The sequence below is a fragment of the Psychrobacillus glaciei genome (assembly GCF_008973485.1).
Taxonomy (GTDB): domain Bacteria; phylum Bacillota; class Bacilli; order Bacillales_A; family Planococcaceae; genus Psychrobacillus; species Psychrobacillus glaciei.
Genome location: NZ_CP031223.1, coordinates 1,868,526 through 1,882,685 on the forward strand (window position 1 = coordinate 1,868,526; position 14,160 = coordinate 1,882,685).

Here is a 14,160-nt window from a genome sequence, read left to right on the forward strand (position 1 = left end):
CCCCCGATAGTGGAAATGAAAAACAATGTTCCTTTTCATAAAAAACACCCCGAATAACGTCATTCCAAGAAAGCATTTTCCTTGTTTTGGCTATTATATAAATCTATTCTCTCTTCAACATACTCGCCCTTATTCATATCTTTCCACTTAACAATCATATAAATAACATTTATATCTTTTGGAGTAATAGGGTTTCCATTTGCGTTTAAACGTTTTTCCATTTCCATTCCCATAATATGTTGTTCAGTAATATCCATTCCAACATTTTCTGAATTTAAATATTCTGCTGAAATGGAGTGCACAGTTACATCTTCCCCGTTAATAATTGCGTGAGTATCAAATTGAAAGTATTCCGAAAGATAATTTTCTTCGTATCTCATTTTTAAAACACCATTACCTGCTTTAAATTTTTCTGGTGTCAACATTACTTCGTATCCAGTTAAACTCCATGTTTCACTTTCTCCCTGCAATAATAAATAGTGATTAACTACATTTTGTTTTGCATTATCATTACATCCAGAAAGTAAGAAAATAAGTGTTAAAAATAACAGAAGGAAGAAAACTTTTTTATTCTTTAGCATCACCTACATATCACCCCTTATTAAACAAAATGGCTCGTTTGTTGAACTAGAATAACCCTACCTAATATAATATACCGTAATTTTCTTATAAAACCTTTTAAAACGGAAATTTCCTATGAGTTTAATTTTAATTTAGCATATATTCAACAGGTATGAAATCATGAAAAAGCACCGCTAAATGCGATGCTAATTAATAACTATAAATAGGGTTATATGCTTGCTTAAAATCATGTTAATTCGTGTGTCATTTGATGTGTTATTTTGTGTTTTGTACCACTCAACTGAACGGGTTACTTAATGGATAGGCCGCTTTTTTATTTGTCTAAAAATTAACTTTAATTATTAGTTATAAAAAAAACATTCGTTCGTACAAGGGGGGGCGGTGAGGAAAGAACGAGTGTGCGTATTATGGAGAAATGAAGTAAAATAAAATTTTGAGGTAAATAAAAAAAGGATTATTTTCTGGAAAAAAAGACTATTAATCAAAATGCTCTTTTGCAAGAATATTTTGATTAATAGTTTTGGAAGTGTATCGGTTTACCACAAACCTCCCCTAACGATACCCCACATCCTTCTTCGGTGAGCTTTGTTTCGAGGATCAACTCCACAATTCATAAGCCATTGTGCTGCATTATCTCTCTGAGCTTTTGTTACAGGTACTCCACAGCAGTCAGATAGTCTATCAACAAGACCGTATGCACCTGCGGGACTTCTTAAATGATGATAGTTGCATGATCTAAGATGTCCACATACACGACGGAAACAATGAGGGTTTTTAATTCTTTGTCGGAAAACACGCATTAAATTAGGATCAATATTGGCCATTGACAATAACCTCCTTTCAAATAAAAGTAAATTACAGAAATAAAGATAGGAACAATATAGTATATGAGATGAAAAAGGATGGGGGTAGATAGATTAACTATTTTTTTAAAAAACTCCAATAATAAACTAATTGTATTTTTTTAAGTAATGGCTCAATGTAACCAAAGGCCATACGTATTGATAGCTGTGATAGCGTATATAAAAGTGTCCTGGTAAACCTGCACCTGTTGGATAAGTGATCCGACTAGTTTCTGTACTTTGCCATTCTATAATTCTAATAATTCCTTCTATGATTTCTTTTGTAGGAAACTCAGAGATAGAAATTAATGCATCAACCGCCCAACAAGTTTGCACTAGTGTAGAATAGGGCAAAGGAATATATTCTCTATGATAATCACTCTGGCATGATTCACCCCAGCCTCCGTCAGATTGTCTTATATTTAATAACCAATCTGATGCTTTCTGAATAGTATGATGATCAGATGAAACCCCAACTGCCTTTAACCCTGTGACAGCGGCCCATGTACCATAAATGTAAGATATCCCCCAACGTCCGTACCATGAACCATCATTAGTTTGATTCTTTATTAGCCATTTTACACTGTTCATTACACGAGGGTGCTGCATAGTCAAATTTAAATGATTCCCTAGAAATTCCAATGTCCTGCCGGTGATGTCAGCTGCAGAAGGATCTATAGCAGTGTCTTCAAAACTCTGTATGGGGAAAAACCATTTAATGTATGAAGGACTATTTTTTTTAAATGCTCCCCAGCCACCGTCATTGTTTTGCATGGATAATAACCAACTAACTCCTGAATTCCAGGCCATACGAAATTCAGAATGACTACATGTAAAATTAGATAGTGCCCTTAATGCCGCTTGTGTATCATCAACATCAGGATTAATGGAGTTGCTTTCTGAAAAACCCCATCCTTTATTAGAGTGTTTGAGTTGTAATTCTTTTAAGAAGTTCGAAGCTAATTGGATAGCTGGATCCTTAATGGTAAAACCCGATTCTTGTAAGGAATAAGAAATTAGGGCAGTGTCCCAAACAGTCGAAGGAGAGTTTTGAATATGAAATACATCTCCTTTTTCGTATAAAAAAGATCTAATACCTCCAATAGCATTTTTAATTATAGGAGAAGATTTTTTATAACCTAGAGAAAGTAGTGCATAAATCATAAAAAATGTAGAACTTGAGTAACTATATAATGTCCCATCCTTTTCAATGCAATTATATATATGTTGTTCAGCTTTTAGCCTCGTAGATTCTTTATAAGTAGGCAATATCTTTTTAAATAAATTAAACCATCTTTTTTCCTTTTTAAGTGCTTTATATTTCTTTTTAGATAACAATAAATGCTTTAAATCAGGAGTCCATTTATTAGTAACTACAAATTTATCGTGTCCTAATATTAAGATAGGAAGAAAGTGTGCTTGTACGTATGAGCTCAAATTATAAAAATTAAATGTTAGAAACTTTGGTATATTCATGATACTAAGTGGGATAGGAAATAGTCTTGGCCAAGGGTATAAGTTGGTAATAGCTAGTAAACACTTCGTAGAAATATGACTTTTTTCAAGTCCTCCATTCTTCACAATAAATTGTTCACTTAATTTCATCGACGGGTCATCTTTATTCAAATGTCCAGAAAATAAAAGAGCTGTATATGCTTCAATTGTTGCAGATAAATTTCCGTTTTCATCATCATAAAGCTTCCAAGCACCGTTATTTTGTTGTTGTTGAAGTAGACGTGCAACAAGTTTCTTTATAAGATTCTCATCATCATTATCTAATACTCTTAACATGATAATCATATTTGCATCGGTCATTGGTCCACCTTCAAAACAATATCTCCACGAACCATCATTATATTGGTCTTGCTTCAAATTATTAATAATTTGTTGTATTTTTTGGTTAATCTCATTTATTAGAATCATTTTTTTACAACCTCTCCTTTTGTATTTGTTAAAATGAATTGCAATTAAGATATCTTATGATGGGATTTATAAAGATAAAGAGACAAGTGCGGAGAATTGGGGAGGGGGACCCGATTAAAGTAATAAGAGCGGTGTCTTATACAGATGCAGGAACAGCTATTAAACGTTAAAAAATGGTTGGAGGACACTAAGGATAGGAGGGGTGAACTTGATAAAAGACCGTGGTACTAAAAAATGGACAGCGATGATGTTACCTGAACATGTGTCACTAATTAGAAAGTTTAACGAAGAATCCAAGAAATCACCCCGTCCACAGTTAGATGAATGGGATCTAGACATCATCCAAGAATACATTCAAATTGCTAAGCAACGAAATGTAGATATAGAAATTAAAACTTGGAATGACGGAGCTTTTATTTTTAATATCGGAAAATTTACCTGGGTGGACTTAAATAGAAGAAAAGTCGAAATGGAAAATGCATTTAAATCATTTGTAATTAGATTAGATGAAATTGTCGATGTAACTATTTTGGAATAAGAGGTGTATTTATGGACAAAGAAACAGAATTAAATACATTAATTGAAGGACTCAGAGATAAGTTGCCATACAATGTATTAATGGAAGCTTTAAACGAGTTGTAACCCATACAGAAAGAGGAATTAAATAATTTAGCTGAAAAATGTTCTAATATAGATGAATAATAAACCTAAATGACTTATTGGTGCTGAATTGACAAATTAAGAAGGATTACCCTTTCTTGTGTCGAATGTTAAGAGGTAAACAAGAAAGGGGATAAAATTATGTTCGATTTAAGAATACCGCTTGAACTAGAACACATGGATTTAATTAATATAATTGAAGGTATAACAGGTGAGTGAATAGGAATCTTAATCCTGGGTGAAAATCTAGATGATCAAGAGAAGGTTCCACCTGTCATTAGAATTTACCAACTGACAAAGATTGAGGGCATGTTTGAGATAGAGAAAGAGCTGGATGCTTTTTCTTTTTATTATACAGATAAAGCGTTAGCCTTTGGTAAAGGTCTAACACAGATGTCAGCGCTCGAACTATTAATTGCTATGAATTCAGTCAGCCCTGAAAGTATTGTGAATTAATTGTAGAAAACCACCAACCGACGAGGAAGGTGGTTTTTTCAATATCTGTTTCATCTCCTGGAGTATCATTAATTTCATAATTCGTAAGAAGGTATCATTCCGATAACAGGAAAAGAAAATACACGAATCATCATTTTCAGCATAAAGCTTATTAAATTTCTTTAACTATAACTCTTGATTAAATAAAAGTAACAACAAAAACTAACATAAAAATAACATTTAAAGTGAAAAGACGTGAAAAAATATGAAAAGAGAAGTAGAATAGAGTTTAGAAATCCCTTTAAATAAAGGGAGAATGAACATAAACGAAAGTTGGCGAAAACATGAACGCGTACGATGAATATATGAAGCAAGTAGTAAAACCGATGCGTAGTGAACTAACAGATGCAGGATTTAAAGAATTGATAACTACTGAAGATGTACAAGATCATATGGCAAAAGCTGGAGGCATATCATTAATAGTAATTAACTCTGTTTGTGGTTGTGCAGCAGGATTAGCTAGACCAGCAGTAGTTGCTGCGGTTAATGAATTAGAAGTAAAACCAGATAATTTAGTAACTGTGTTTGCTGGGCAAGATCAAGAAGCAACAGCAACGATGAGAAGCTACTTTGAAGAGATTCCACCTAGTTCGCCTTCGATTGCCATTTGGAAGGACGATCAATTGGCGTATTTTATTCCTCGTGAGCAAATTGAGAGTAATTCAATGGAAACTATTAAAGAACATTTATCTGGTGTGCTTTCACAAATTGTTTCTTCATGAGCACCATTGTAACAACGGCTGGGAGAACGAATGAGGAATTTATAGAAAATGCAAAACGAATAGCCACTGAGCTTTCCATACCCTATATGAAGCGGAAAAAGCAATCTGTGAAAACGATGCAAGAAGCGTATCAATTAGATATATTGGTAGTAAATAAGGAGAGATTAGAGTTACACGCTTATGGTGTTACGACTCCTTTTTTCTTTCATCCTAACTCTGCTGCTTTTCGATTGAAAAGGTTACTTAAAGGAGAGCATGACGTTTTTTTACAAGCAACAAATTTGCAAAAAGGGGACCGGTTTTTGGATACAACAGCTGGACTTTGCTCCGATAGTATTATTGCTGCTCATGCAGTTGGGGATACTGGAAATGTTCTTTCATGTGAAGTAAATGGAATGATAGCTTACATAGTGTTTAAAGGATTAAAAAATTATCAAACGGAATTTAATGAGCTACAATCGTGTATGCGCCAAGTAGATTTAGTTCACCAAGATGCGTTGGAAGTATTAAAAGTGGCTGAGTCTAATTCATATGATGTTATTTATATGGATCCAATGTTTGACGAAATCATTGAAGAATCTTCTAATTTTGAAACGCTTCGAAAGATTGGAGAACATAGTCTATTAACAGAAGAATGGATGGAAGAAGCTAAACGAGTGGCCAGGAAAAGAGTGGTTTTAAAAGCCCACTTTCGTTCTGAGCAATTTCAAAAATTCGGTTTTAGACAGTTTGAAAGACAAACCTCTAAATTTCATTATGGTGTAATAGAACTGTGATAACTATATATAAAAACGCTTTGCATTCATTTGCAAAGCGTTCTTGTTTTGATATTAGTCCGTAAAGTTAAGAGAAATTAAATATCCTAAAAAAAATAAAAATCCGATTCCAATTATTAAGTTTGTATCCATAATAAATTCTCCTCCTTAAATAAAAAACGTGCTGTATGTTTACATTAATTATTGTACAATGAATAATAAGAAGATGAAACCTTTTGTTCTTAAAAACGTATAATATCATAACGAGTATTACAAAAATGGTCAAAGTTGGAGGTGATAATGGATGAAAAAGTGGTTTCAAAAATCAATAATTATAACGGTTGCGTTATTAACATTCGGTCTAATTTCTCCTGATCACCTCATATGGGAGCAATTATTAGACCAAAAAAATCCCGAGAAGTCATTATTTTCGGATACAGAGTCTTTAAGACATGAACAAGTTTCATTATCAAAAGAAGAAGATTTAAAAAATTCTATTACTGTTGCAGCGAGAGAGCAAGCATACATAAAGTTTGGCGAACGAATTGGGCCTGTTATACAAAATGAGTTTGATGAAGTAATTTTTCCACGTATTCAAGAAGCAATTGATGCAACTATTTCAAACACAGGACAAGAAAAAGTTGGAAAATTAGCAATAACGGAGCAACCATCTGGTGAATATCACGAAAAGATTTTTCACGTTTATAACAATGAAACAAGAAAAGATTTAATCCGATTTCATGTCAGAACAGATAAAAAACCGCAAGAAGGTTATTACTTTAATTTCCATTACCATCTAGCAGAAGATAATTATACAAAGCATTACGCATTAGGAGAAATTTATTGGTCCAAAAACACACCTCCTAAATGGCTTTCCTAAAACAACCAAAACACTCATATAAAAAATGAGTGTTTTTTTGTTTGTAAATGTTGATATATCAACGTTTTTAATGGGTTGGTTTGTTGCTTACATTTTTGTTTCATATATTTAAAAACTGTGAATAAAATGATGTACCCCAAATTACTTAATTTTTGTTTTCGTTAAAACGGATTAAGTGTGATTACATGATCTAAAGTACTGGATGCCGCTTCCTCATCTTTATCGAACGAATGAGCATATGTCTTATAAATGTCTTCTGGAGTATCACCAACTCCAGCATCTAGTGATAATACAACTAAACTTGCTACTACTGCTTTTGTGCAAACAGGAGTGCAAACTACAGACAACTCACTTGCTACACACGTGCCGGATTATTTAAAACACACAGGTTATGTAGCTGCCACCGGTTCAGTAAACACCTATATCGCAACGTTAAGTCCGATGTTAACTGCTTATAAGGAAGGTATATCTTTACGTGTGAAAATTAATATATCCAACACAGGAGCCTCTACAGTAAATGTAAATGGTCTTGGTGCAAAGTGTATAAAAAACTCTAAAGGTGCTGTCCTGGAAACAGATGAACTGGTTGCTGGCTCTATTTACACGCTGTTCTACGATGGAACAGCTTCTTTTATCTTACAAGGTGAAGGAGGCGATACTCCAATCAATGGTGAAGTGATAGTCGATGCCTTACTTGAGGGAAATATAACTATGAATGACAGAGTAATCATGGAGCCAATAGAGTACGATAATCCTTTAGTTTTAACGTTAACATCGGTAAATGGTACACCAAACAGTTACTCATTTTCTCCCGATAATAAACTACTCGCAGTTAGAAACAACACCAGTCCATTTCTATTCATATATCGGGTAGAGGGTGATAAGTATACAAAATTACCTAATATCTCACCAATGCCGACCGTTGGTAGTAGTACTGGTGGTAACGCTATTTTTTCCGACGATGGTAAGTTCTTCATGGTGACGAACGGAGAAGACAGGACTAATATGGGGGCTCCCTTGCTTTATGCGGCAGATGGTGAAACTTTCACTAACTTACCTCAGAGTAATACAGTGCCTAGTAGGGGTTCCGTTTTTGTAGCTATAACATGTGATAATAACTATGTGCCTATAGCTTTAGACGATTCACCTTATATACTAATATATAAAAGGTCTGGAAATACACTTACTAAGTTAGCAAATCCAAGTGGGCTACCTGCATCTGGTTCATGGCAAGTTGCTTTTTCGCCATCTGGTCTATTTTTAGCTGTATCGTGGTTCGCCGATGGTACATCTGCATCCGCCCTTGTTGTATATAAGAGAAATGTCGATACATTCACGAAGTTGGCTAACTTTAGTACAATGCCGCCCATTGGTAGACCTTCCTATACTTTAGCGTTCTCACCAGACGGGAAGTTCTTATTGATAGGTGGAGCTTACAATGACCCAACAACCTGTGAATAGTTATATTCCGTAAGTGGGGACGTTTTTACTTATTACCGTTGGAAACACCTGTTATCGGCGGTTCAGTTCAATACGTTCAGTTTTCTGATGACGGGAAGTTTTTTGCATTCACAGCTACGTCAACGCTATATCCTAAAATTTTTAAACAAAATGCCCAAGGTACCAATTATGCATTGATACCTCAGTTACCTAATGTCAATACTACTGGGGATATATACGGTACGTATTTTATGCCAGGTTTTGGTCAATTGTTGCAAAGCTAATCAACTAGTCCATACACAAAGGTTTACAGCGCAATACTATCAGCAAAGAAACACGATGGTATAGCCATTAAAGGTGTCCTGGGCTATGCAAAAGAGAGCGGTACAAGTGGACAGACTAAAAAATTGCGAAGCTATTGGGGTAATATAAAATGACAAAATTTTATTTGCAAGTACAGCCAGATGAAAGGTTTACCGATGCTATAGAGTATCCACATAGTAATTATGTTAAAACCGAAGCGTCACAGCTTCCTCCAGAAATCCTTGGGGGATGGCATAAGTTAGAAAATGGTAAGATTGTTGAACATCCGGAATTGAAGCCAAAAACGAAGGATGGCGAAATAGCGGGGCTAAAGGAACAGTTAGCAGATCTATGGTAACTAGTATTGCTAGGAGGAACTAATAATGTTTGAAATTAAAGTCCGAAGCTATAAATTCTTAATTGATATGGGGCTAATCACACTCAAAGATGTACCAGAAGTATATAGAATAGCCATTGAAAACGCAGCATAAGCCAGCGTTATTTTCTTGAACTTTTTTTAAAATTCATGATATTATGAAAATAAAAAGGGGTTGGTTCTATGGGCACGGGTTATCTAATATTTGTTATATTCTCTTTCTGTATTTTCGCCTTCTGCATTGTTTTAGGAGTAATATATACTTTTGGAAAAAGGGGTAAGAACTTTTTTTAATTTAAAGGATATCCAAAGCATCAAAAAATTACAATCAACATTTAGAACGTCCATTCTGGGGTTCTTTTATTCTTATATAAAACAAAAATGCAGTAAAATTAGAATTATTTTAGAAGTTGATATTTTGTGAGTTTTTTTAGAGTGGGGTCTGATAAAGTTAAAAACGAGAAAAAGTTAAGAGTATATACAAGAAAAAAAACTGTGATAAACTTTATGAAAATAGTAAGAAAGTCGGGGGATGTAATGTGAAATCTATCACAAAATTACTAGTATTTGTTGGCTTTACAATTTTTCTGTTTGTTTTTCAATCATCGTTTGCATCAGCAAAAGATTTATCAGTAATAAAATTCGAAAAAAGTGATCACATCGAGGATATAGTGATTTCTGAGGATTCAATCATAAATGTAGAAAATAGTATGATGATTCCGTATATGAAAATTAAAGATGGTGCTGAAATTGTTGAACTAAATGCGACTGTTGATATTCTTGAAGTAGCTTCTAAAAACAAGGTAGTACTTAATGGTAAAGGTAATATTAACAAAATAATTATTACAACTGGTAACGAAGTTATTTTAAATACAACTGGAAATATTAATAAGATTGAAGTAATTAATAAAGATGCAAGATTAGTAGTAAGTGAAGGTACAAAAATAGCAAAATTAATTATACCTGAAGGTTCAAAAGTAACGGATATTATTACTAATTACAAACAAGCAAAAGATAGGTTTGAGAACATAAGTGATGGTACAGTAAAACCAAAATCAATACCAAAACCAAAACCAGAACCAGAACCAGATCCAAAATCTGTAACAAAGATTATTTCAAGGGATATTAATGTAGTTAAAGTGGATGAGTTGACTGGATTCATATCAGTCAATGCTTCTGAAACAGTCTCTAAAATTAAAGAAACAATTGCTTCCTTAAATGGTACTAATCAAAGTTACACATTTAGAATTAATATTGGTGATGATAACTATATCTATACAGATTCAGATACAATATCTCATATCTATGTATCTTGGTTGGATGTGGTAGCAGAAGATGGTTCGACAAAAGGTCAATATTTAATAAATGTTACCCAATAACAAATTAAGAACGTCAACCTTGGCGTTCTTTTTTATTCGCTACGTAAATGGAACATAATGCGTCGTAAGCAAAATTAAATAATCATTTCTAGGGGCATCTACATGGATGCTCTTTTTGTTTTGTAAAAATTAAAATTAGGAAAGTGGTCACCATGGTGATTACGTTAGAAAATATTGAAATAGTAAGGTTTTATTTGTTCGGCAGCTTTAAGTTTTTGGATTTTTTATTAATCCTTATCGATGTTATTACAGGCATTGCAAAAGCAATCAAAAACAAGAGGTTATTTAGCAAAACGGCATTCATCGGATATCTAAAAAAAATAACTATTTTTGGTGTGATTATCACCTCTAACTTAATGGATCAAATGTTAAATCTAAATGGGATGCTAGCTAATGCTACGCTCTTTTTTATGTGTTTTATGAAATCACATCCTTATTGGAAAACAGCGCTGAACTTAGATTACCTGTACCAAAAATTATTCAAGATAAATTGAAGGTAATTGAACAAGAGACTGGAGGGAAAGAATAATGGTCGCATTAAATTACGAACAAAAACATATTAAAATCCATCCGACAACACGCACTAGAACAAGTTGTTGAGAGTTGCTGCAGAAGTGCTTCATTACACTTCAAACAATGGCGGCACCGCGGATAATCATTTCTACTTAATTTAATAGCACATTCCCAAACGATAACGATAAGTTGCCAAAAGATGAAAAACGTTATACGAGCGCACACCTATTTGTGGATAGGACCAAAGCTTTAGACTTAATCCCATTGGACGAAGTAGCCTTCCACGCGAACGAAAGAAAAGAAGGTCCATTAATTCCATCTTTAAGAGCAACATCCTCTTATTATCCTGGAGGTAATGCAAATTTAATCTCCATCGGAATAGAGATGTGCGTGGAGAAAGATGGAACTATTCATCCGGACACGATTGCAAGAACAGTTTTGGTTGTACAAATGTTACAACATAAATTCGGATAGAAACCGCTTTATAGGCACTATGATGTAACAGGAAAAAACTGTCCAGCACTGTTTGTTGCGAACAATTCACTGTGGGATAAATTCAAACAAGATGTAGATAAAAAGGAGGAAACGATGGTCGAGCAAGAAAAAATAGTATTAACACTAGGGCAACAGAAAGAAAAAGACAAGTTAGTTAAACACGGAATGATAGCTGCTAATTACGAAATCAAAGACAATACAATGCTTACGCTAGTTACCATACTAGCGCCATTGCTAAATAAATTAGAAACTAAGGATCTATACAATATCATGCCCTGCTCTGCTCACAATTGTTGGTGGGGTTTTATATTTTTCTTGGAAGTCTAACTAAACATAGCTTCCTAAATTCTGCACTTAGTTTAAATGGGCACCAAAAACCCAACTAATTAAATTCATCGATACTAGATAATTTACCTTATCCATAACATAATCTTTTCATAATTTATAAATAGAAATGCAAAAGGAGGTGGTATAATATGTCCGGAAATGAAGGCGAATACGGCGGGAGACGCAACTCGAACTTTGCGTTGATTGTAGTGTTATTTATCTTACTAATTATCGTGGGAGCAAGTTTTATGACGTACTAAACAAATGCGATGTAGATTACTTGAATTAATCGAGAGAGTTTCAGCCTTGACAAGTATCACTATTTGGTCGACATAACGGTCTTTAGAGTTGATTAATTATGTTGGTAAAATGATATCAATTCAACCCCATTTTGTATCTTCTCTTCTAGCAAAGCGACTTTCTCCTAATCGAGTTGGTCGCTTTTTAATATTTCTCGACTTTTCTCAATCAATTCCTCAAGTTCGCCAAAATCCTCTTATATTGCTTTATTACGAATAAAACTACGACCTGTAGAACGATTCTTCAAATAGTTACTATATTCTTTATTTTTGTATGAATATTGTTTATGAGATTCAACTTGACAGTTTATGATAGTTTACGTAACTCAGTAGGAGTAAACAGGAGTTTGTAATAAATATATTAGTTGTATCAGACAATTTGTCCACTCAATACTCGTCCTCGTCCATATTATATGTAGAAGGCTGGCCGGCTTATTAAAAAGTAAGGGGGGAATAGTATATGTTTAATGAAAATCGAAGACGAAGAAGAAGACAAAGACGTCAGGTAGAGTTGATTTGTGAATGTCGAGAAGTACGATCTAATTTCAACCGTAACAATGAGTTTCAATGTCAATGCAGAGAGAATAATCGAAATAACCTCAATATAGTTAGTAATATGGATCGTGATGATCGAAATCACCTTCACAATGATGAATTCAGATGTCCATGCAGAGAGAATAATCGCAGAGATTTTAATTTCAGTCGGTAATAGTATTTAATTTAAGGAGTACGACAAGACAATTCTTCTAGAAGAAAGAGCTTGTAATATTAAAGGAGGCCATTCCAGTCGGACTGGTCTTCTTTTTTATTAGTTGCATAAAAAACATACGTTCGCATATACTATCTTAAAAGGAGAGAACGAATGTGCGTATAAATATCTTGAAGTGTTTAGATCACGGTCAACTGGCAGATATGATTTATATTTCGAATACAGGAGAAATAAGCAAAAGGAGAGTTAAGGTATTAAGTGTGGACGATACTACATTTAAGGCATACTGCTTTTTAAGGAATACCAAAAGGACCTTCAAAATAGAAAACGTACTCGCATTTGTTCCAGTCGTAAAACGTGAAAGGGATGTTATCTAATGGCATACTTAGATGAAATGATGGATCATCAATTGGATTTATTGAAAGTACGAGATAGAGGATCTAAAAAATGGGTAGCCATGATGCTTCCAGAACACTTAAAACTCGTTCGTGAATATATCGACGAACAAAAGAAAACACCACGTCCAGAACTGAATGAATGGGATTTAGATATCATCCAAGAGAATATCCAAATAGCAATGAAACGAAATGTTGAGGTAGAAATAAAAACTTGGAAAGACGGAGCTTTTATTTTTCATATCGGAAAATTTATCTGGGTGGACTTAAATAGAAGAAAAATCGAAATGGAAGATGTATTTAAATCTTTTGTGTTGCAGCTAGATGATATAGTAGACGTTACTGTATTAGATTAAACATTTTATTCTTAGCAGGTACAGCCTATTACTTTTTGTTAGAAGAGCTTATTCGAAAAAAAGAAATTGGGTAATAAATGTATTTAACGGTAAAAGAGACCCATCCACAGATTTAATTGTGGGTAAGTCTCTATTTTTATTTTTCTCAAACCAATCCTTCCGACGGCAGCTCTAATATTGGTTTATGATACTTTTCTTTGCCACCCCAACCTTCTATATTAATAATGTTTCCCATACCGTCCTTCCAACCTTCTTCGATTGGATTCGCCCCATTGTTCAAATCTTCAACTTCGTCGTAGTCGTTTAGCTGTACGTAACCGATGATGACACCATCTTTGTTCTCAAATCGCAATAAGTCTGTTTCTTTGTGTATTGTATAGTTTTCGAATTCCCACATTGTTTTTTCCTCCTTGTTTTCTTTGATGTATTCTTCAATCCAACTTCTAATCAAAGCAGATGCGTTTATGTGTTTCGCGTCTATATTCTGCATGAAATCTTGTTTTAAAAAAGTAGGTACGCGTATCATGATGTTTTCTGATTTCAAATTAACACCCCTTGCAGTGGTATTTTCTAACTACTTTAAAAATAACACTAATATATTTACACGTAAATACATATTCTGAAAATTAAAAAAATAAAGAAAAAGTGATGCGATAAAAAATTGAAATGCAAACGTTCGTATAATAAATTAAAAGAGGAGAGAACAAGT

Annotated in this window: 16 protein-coding genes and 1 pseudogene; 13 read left to right on the forward strand and 4 right to left on the reverse strand. The window is 33.8% G+C overall.

The window, feature by feature from the left end:
- Window positions 1–59: 59 nt before the first annotated feature.
- The 3 genes from PB01_RS08590 to PB01_RS08600 all read right to left on the reverse strand — a co-directional run bounded on the left by PB01_RS08590 (window position 60) and on the right by PB01_RS08600 (window position 3,347).
- Window positions 60–581 (reverse strand): hypothetical protein, encoded by a 522-nt coding sequence (locus tag PB01_RS08590; protein WP_151699826.1) that lies wholly within the window; start codon window positions 579–581, stop codon window positions 60–62.
- Between the two features lie 537 nt (window positions 582–1,118).
- Entirely contained in the window at window positions 1,119–1,406 is a 288-nt protein-coding gene (locus PB01_RS08595; protein WP_151699827.1) for a hypothetical protein, read from the reverse strand.
- Window positions 1,407–1,532: 126 nt separating this feature from the next.
- The gene (locus tag PB01_RS08600; RefSeq protein ID WP_151699828.1) at window positions 1,533–3,347 is read right to left on the reverse strand and encodes a prenyltransferase/squalene oxidase repeat-containing protein; all 1,815 of its coding nucleotides are present in this window, start codon (window positions 3,345–3,347) and stop codon (window positions 1,533–1,535) included.
- Between the two features lie 208 nt (window positions 3,348–3,555).
- Here PB01_RS08600 and PB01_RS08605 point away from each other — a divergent pair, with 208 nt between their 5' ends.
- From PB01_RS08605 to PB01_RS08665, 13 genes and pseudogenes are all read left to right on the forward strand, one after another.
- Entirely contained in the window at window positions 3,556–3,885 is a 330-nt protein-coding gene (locus PB01_RS08605; protein ID WP_151699829.1) for a YolD-like family protein, read from the forward strand.
- 901 nt (window positions 3,886–4,786) lie between these two features.
- Window positions 4,787–5,224 (forward strand): BrxA/BrxB family bacilliredoxin, encoded by a 438-nt coding sequence (locus PB01_RS08610; protein WP_151699830.1) that lies wholly within the window; start codon window positions 4,787–4,789, stop codon window positions 5,222–5,224.
- The gene (locus PB01_RS08615; RefSeq protein ID WP_151699831.1) at window positions 5,221–6,000 is read left to right on the forward strand and encodes a class I SAM-dependent methyltransferase; all 780 of its coding nucleotides are present in this window, start codon (window positions 5,221–5,223) and stop codon (window positions 5,998–6,000) included. Before PB01_RS08610 ends, PB01_RS08615 begins: the two co-directional genes overlap by 4 nt.
- Before the next feature lie 283 nt (window positions 6,001–6,283).
- The gene (locus PB01_RS08620; RefSeq protein ID WP_151699832.1) at window positions 6,284–6,859 is read left to right on the forward strand and encodes a YpjP family protein; all 576 of its coding nucleotides are present in this window, start codon (window positions 6,284–6,286) and stop codon (window positions 6,857–6,859) included.
- A gap of 249 nt (window positions 6,860–7,108) precedes the next feature.
- On the forward strand, window positions 7,109–8,320 hold the full coding sequence (locus PB01_RS08625; protein WP_151699833.1) for a WD40 repeat domain-containing protein: 1,212 nt from the start codon (window positions 7,109–7,111) through the stop codon (window positions 8,318–8,320).
- A 412-nt stretch (window positions 8,321–8,732) separates the two neighbouring features.
- Complete coding sequence (locus PB01_RS08635) at window positions 8,733–8,960, forward strand: hypothetical protein (RefSeq protein WP_151699835.1); 228 nt, start codon at window positions 8,733–8,735, stop codon at window positions 8,958–8,960.
- 557 nt (window positions 8,961–9,517) lie between these two features.
- Window positions 9,518–10,357, forward strand: a complete 840-nt coding sequence (locus tag PB01_RS08640; RefSeq protein WP_151699836.1) for a hypothetical protein — start codon at window positions 9,518–9,520, stop codon at window positions 10,355–10,357.
- A gap of 152 nt (window positions 10,358–10,509) precedes the next feature.
- A pseudogene (locus tag PB01_RS08645) lies at window positions 10,510–10,886 on the forward strand (phage holin family protein).
- Window positions 10,887–11,059: 173 nt separating this feature from the next.
- A complete protein-coding gene (locus PB01_RS21340; protein ID WP_225986226.1) occupies window positions 11,060–11,344 on the forward strand; it encodes an N-acetylmuramoyl-L-alanine amidase in 285 nt (94 codons plus the stop codon).
- A gap of 114 nt (window positions 11,345–11,458) precedes the next feature.
- Window positions 11,459–11,692, forward strand: a complete 234-nt coding sequence (locus tag PB01_RS21345; RefSeq protein WP_225986227.1) for a hypothetical protein — start codon at window positions 11,459–11,461, stop codon at window positions 11,690–11,692.
- A 149-nt stretch (window positions 11,693–11,841) separates the two neighbouring features.
- Window positions 11,842–11,952, forward strand: coding sequence for a YjcZ family sporulation protein (locus PB01_RS08655; protein WP_151699837.1), 111 nt, complete (start codon window positions 11,842–11,844; stop codon window positions 11,950–11,952).
- 903 nt (window positions 11,953–12,855) lie between these two features.
- On the forward strand, window positions 12,856–13,077 hold the full coding sequence (locus PB01_RS08660) for a transcriptional regulator (RefSeq protein ID WP_151699838.1): 222 nt from the start codon (window positions 12,856–12,858) through the stop codon (window positions 13,075–13,077).
- Window positions 13,077–13,451, forward strand: coding sequence for a YolD-like family protein (locus PB01_RS08665; RefSeq protein ID WP_151699839.1), 375 nt, complete (start codon window positions 13,077–13,079; stop codon window positions 13,449–13,451). The genes PB01_RS08660 and PB01_RS08665 overlap by 1 nt, the downstream gene beginning before the upstream one ends.
- 145 nt (window positions 13,452–13,596) lie before the next feature.
- On the opposite strand, the gene PB01_RS08670 is transcribed toward PB01_RS08665, so the two are convergent.
- Window positions 13,597–13,995 carry a hypothetical protein gene (locus PB01_RS08670; protein WP_151699840.1) on the reverse strand — a complete coding sequence of 133 codons (399 nt, stop codon included), beginning with the start codon at window positions 13,993–13,995 and terminating at the stop codon, window positions 13,597–13,599.
- Window positions 13,996–14,160: the final 165 nt, after the last annotated feature.

Bases quoted from the DNA above. Each gene is read 5' to 3' on its own strand.
- PB01_RS08590 (WP_151699826.1), bottom strand. From the start codon at position 581: ATGCTAAAGAATAAAAAAGTTTTCTTCCTTCTGTTATTTTTAACACTT.
- PB01_RS08595 (WP_151699827.1), bottom strand. From the start codon at position 1,406: ATGGCCAATATTGATCCTAATTTAATGCGTGTTTTCCGACAAAGAATT.
- PB01_RS08600 (WP_151699828.1), bottom strand. From the start codon at position 3,347: ATGATTCTAATAAATGAGATTAACCAAAAAATACAACAAATTATTAAT.
- PB01_RS08610 (WP_151699830.1), top strand. From the start codon at position 4,787: ATGAACGCGTACGATGAATATATGAAGCAAGTAGTAAAACCGATGCGT.
- PB01_RS08615 (WP_151699831.1), top strand. From the start codon at position 5,221: ATGAGCACCATTGTAACAACGGCTGGGAGAACGAATGAGGAATTTATA.
- PB01_RS08620 (WP_151699832.1), top strand. From the start codon at position 6,284: ATGAAAAAGTGGTTTCAAAAATCAATAATTATAACGGTTGCGTTATTA.
- PB01_RS08625 (WP_151699833.1), top strand. From the start codon at position 7,109: ATGTCTTCTGGAGTATCACCAACTCCAGCATCTAGTGATAATACAACT.
- PB01_RS08635 (WP_151699835.1), top strand. From the start codon at position 8,733: ATGACAAAATTTTATTTGCAAGTACAGCCAGATGAAAGGTTTACCGAT.
- PB01_RS21345 (WP_225986227.1), top strand. From the start codon at position 11,459: ATGGTCGAGCAAGAAAAAATAGTATTAACACTAGGGCAACAGAAAGAA.
- PB01_RS08655 (WP_151699837.1), top strand. From the start codon at position 11,842: ATGTCCGGAAATGAAGGCGAATACGGCGGGAGACGCAACTCGAACTTT.
- PB01_RS08665 (WP_151699839.1), top strand. From the start codon at position 13,077: ATGGCATACTTAGATGAAATGATGGATCATCAATTGGATTTATTGAAA.